The following is a 2,568-nucleotide window of genomic DNA, read 5'->3' on the forward strand; positions in this document are numbered from 1 at the left end:
TTGGCTCGTAAGGCGGTGACGGGCGGACGCACGCTCATGGTCCACCGTCCCACGAACTCCGCCTGAGCAAGCAGTAATTGAAATACAAGCCCCCGCCGTGCCGGAGTACTGCCGCTGCACCCCCGCAGAAGTGGTGCCCTTCTTCACAAAGCCGGTCTCATCCACGATCAGCACACCGCCGTCGGTGCCGAGGTGGTCGGCAACGTAGGTGCGCAGGTCGTCACGAACGGCATCAGCGTCCCAGCGGGCGTAGCGCAGCAGATGCTGCATCGGCCCGGGTCGGACGTGGCCGGCCTGCTCGGCCAGCTGCCAGCAGTTCTTGCGCTCGACATCCGACAACAGCCCGAGCAGATAGGCGCGGGCCGTGGCCCGAGGCTCAACTCGGCCGAAGCGGCCCGCGATCCGGGCCATGACTTGGTCGAACATCGCCCGCCAACGGCCAGGGTCTACGCTATGGCCCGCGGCCACCACACGATCTTCGTTTGTCCACACACCAACCGATGATCACGCGGTGGCCGTACCCGTTCCCAGCTGGATCCGCCGCAAGATCGCGAAACCAGAGCGGAGTACTAGACGGGTGTCCATGTATCATGGACACCCGTCTATAAAGCTGAGGAGTGGCGTACCCCATGGAGACAACTGCGAATGTGCTGGTCGCGCTGGTAGCCACGCTGCACGCGTACTTCCTGATTCTCGAGATGTTCCTGTGGGAGAGGAGAACCGGCCGCAGGCTCTCCGGCTTTGATGCGGCCATGGCTCGCGCCACCGCCCCGCTCGCCGCGAACCAAGGCCTCTACAACGGGTTCCTGGCTGCCGGACTGGTCTGGGCTCTGGTAGCAGAGAATCCGACCGGGTTCCGGGTCCAGGTCTTCTTTCTCGCCTGCGTGCTCATCGCCGGACTGTACGGCGGATTCACCGCCAACCGGCGCATCTTCATCGCCCAGGCGCTGCCCGGGGCACTGGCACTCGCCGCCGTCCTGCTGGCCCGGTGACCGTCGTGCAGGCAGATCCCCGTACGGCACGCACCCGGGCCGAGCTGCACCGGGCACTGCTGGAGGAGTGCGCCCACCGCCCGCTGGCGGAGGTCAGCGTCGCCGCGCTGGTGCGCCGGGCGGGAGTTGGCCGCGCCACGTTCTACCTCCACTACGCAGACCTGGAGGCGCTCGCCGTCGACGCCTGCGTCGATATCGTCCGCGAAGCCGTGGACGCCCTGCACGCGTGGCGCGGCTCACCCGATCCCGACACCCCGCCGCCCGCCCTGCTTGCCTTCTTCGACCGTCTCGCCCCGCACGCCGGGCTCTACCGGGAACTGCTACGCCCGGGCGGCAGCGGCCCCCTCGGCCATGTGCTCCACCAGGATCTGCGGGCCCGCAGCCACACCGAGCGGACACTGGCTGGTGCACCGGAGCCCGACCTGGTCGCCTCGGCCGTGGCCGCGGCCTTCGCCGGGGTTCTTGCCGACTGGCTGCACGGTCTCATCGAGGCCACTCCCACCGAGATCGCGCAGCGGGTCTGGCGCCTGCTCGTCCACCTGCACCGCACGCACCTTCCCTGACGAGGGCCTTCCCAACCGCCCACCACTGCCGCAGGGTTCACCCGCCATCGGCAAGCCGCCCCGAACCCTCCAGAAGCCCACTTGGCATCCTCGCCAGCCGGCAGTAGCCGGTCGGCACACCAGCCACGAAACCCATCGGCGCCTGCACCCAGGCCCGCGCCGTTATGTCCCGCCTCAACAACAGCCGTGCGGCGCACCATCCGCGACAATGCCCAGCCGCGCGGCCACCCCATAGCGGCGCCAGCTCGGGCCTGCCGACAGCGCCGTCCTCAACGGCCTGCGCCCACCAGTGCGCGGGCCGTCGCTGATGCGTAGCGGTTGCGGGGCTTACCCGGCGTCGCCCCATGGTGTCGGCCACCGGCGGCATCGTGCTGGCGGTCGCGTGCTCCGTCCGGGTCCGGGTCAACCAGGGCCGCACCTCCATCCGCGCCGACACCCTGGCCCACCGCCTACCCGCCACGGCCTGGCAACGGCACAGTGCCGGCCCCGGGGCGAAGGACCCGCGCTACTACGACTGGGCCTGGATCCACATCGGCACCGTCAGCCACCGCCACCTGCTCATCCGCCGCAACCGGATCACCGGTGAACTCGCCTTCTACCTGTGCTGGTCACCCACCGAGGTGGCGCTGGCGGAGCTGGTCCGCGTTGCTGGCGTCCGCTGGAGCGTGGAGGAATGCTTCCAGGCAGCCAAGGTCGGACTCGACCACTACCAGGTCAGGCACTGGACCTCATGGCACCGGCACATCACGCTCGCCATGTTCGCCCTGGCCTTCCTGACCGCCGTCGCCGCCAGCGCAGCCCCCGACCGCCTGCCGATCCGCACCACCCCACCCGCAGCAGCGAACCGGTCACGCTGACCGTCCCGGAGATCCGCCACCTACTCACCGTCGCCCTCACCTCACCGGCCACGTCCACGACCGGGAGTGTAAATCTAACGGCGGATCCGACGATCATGGGAGAGACGTCAAGTGACTTACACCGCCGTGGAGTTGGAGACCGTGGAGCCTGTCGAG

General features: G+C 69.1%; 4 protein-coding genes. 3 read left to right on the forward strand and 1 reads right to left on the reverse strand.

Translation table 11 applies throughout. The features are described 5' to 3' along the window. On the reverse strand, window positions 1–426 hold a 426-nt coding region (locus tag ACFYOH_RS44635), incomplete at its 3' end, for a transposase (protein WP_388638065.1). 203 nt (window positions 427–629) lie between these two features. Between ACFYOH_RS44635 and ACFYOH_RS44640 the strand changes: the two genes are divergently transcribed. From ACFYOH_RS44640 to ACFYOH_RS44650, 3 genes are all read left to right on the forward strand, one after another. Then, entirely contained in the window at window positions 630–992 is a 363-nt protein-coding gene (locus tag ACFYOH_RS44640; protein ID WP_388638068.1) for a DUF1304 domain-containing protein, read from the forward strand. 5 nt (window positions 993–997) lie between these two features. Further along, entirely contained in the window at window positions 998–1,555 is a 558-nt protein-coding gene (locus ACFYOH_RS44645) for a TetR/AcrR family transcriptional regulator (protein WP_388638071.1), read from the forward strand. 344 nt (window positions 1,556–1,899) lie between these two features. Continuing rightward, window positions 1,900–2,412 (forward strand): hypothetical protein, encoded by a 513-nt coding sequence (locus tag ACFYOH_RS44650; RefSeq protein ID WP_388638074.1) that lies wholly within the window; start codon window positions 1,900–1,902, stop codon window positions 2,410–2,412. Window positions 2,413–2,568: the final 156 nt, after the last annotated feature.

Source organism: Streptomyces sp. NPDC007856 (assembly GCF_042868225.1).
In the GTDB taxonomy this organism is placed as follows: Bacteria; Actinomycetota; Actinomycetes; order Streptomycetales; family Streptomycetaceae; genus Streptomyces.

What these genes read in the sequence shown, in the direction of transcription:
- ACFYOH_RS44650 (WP_388638074.1), top strand. Translation starts at nt 1,900, where the DNA reads ATGGTGTCGGCCACCGGCGGCATCGTGCTGGCGGTCGCGTGCTCCGTC.
- ACFYOH_RS44640 (WP_388638068.1), top strand. Translation starts at nt 630, where the DNA reads ATGGAGACAACTGCGAATGTGCTGGTCGCGCTGGTAGCCACGCTGCAC.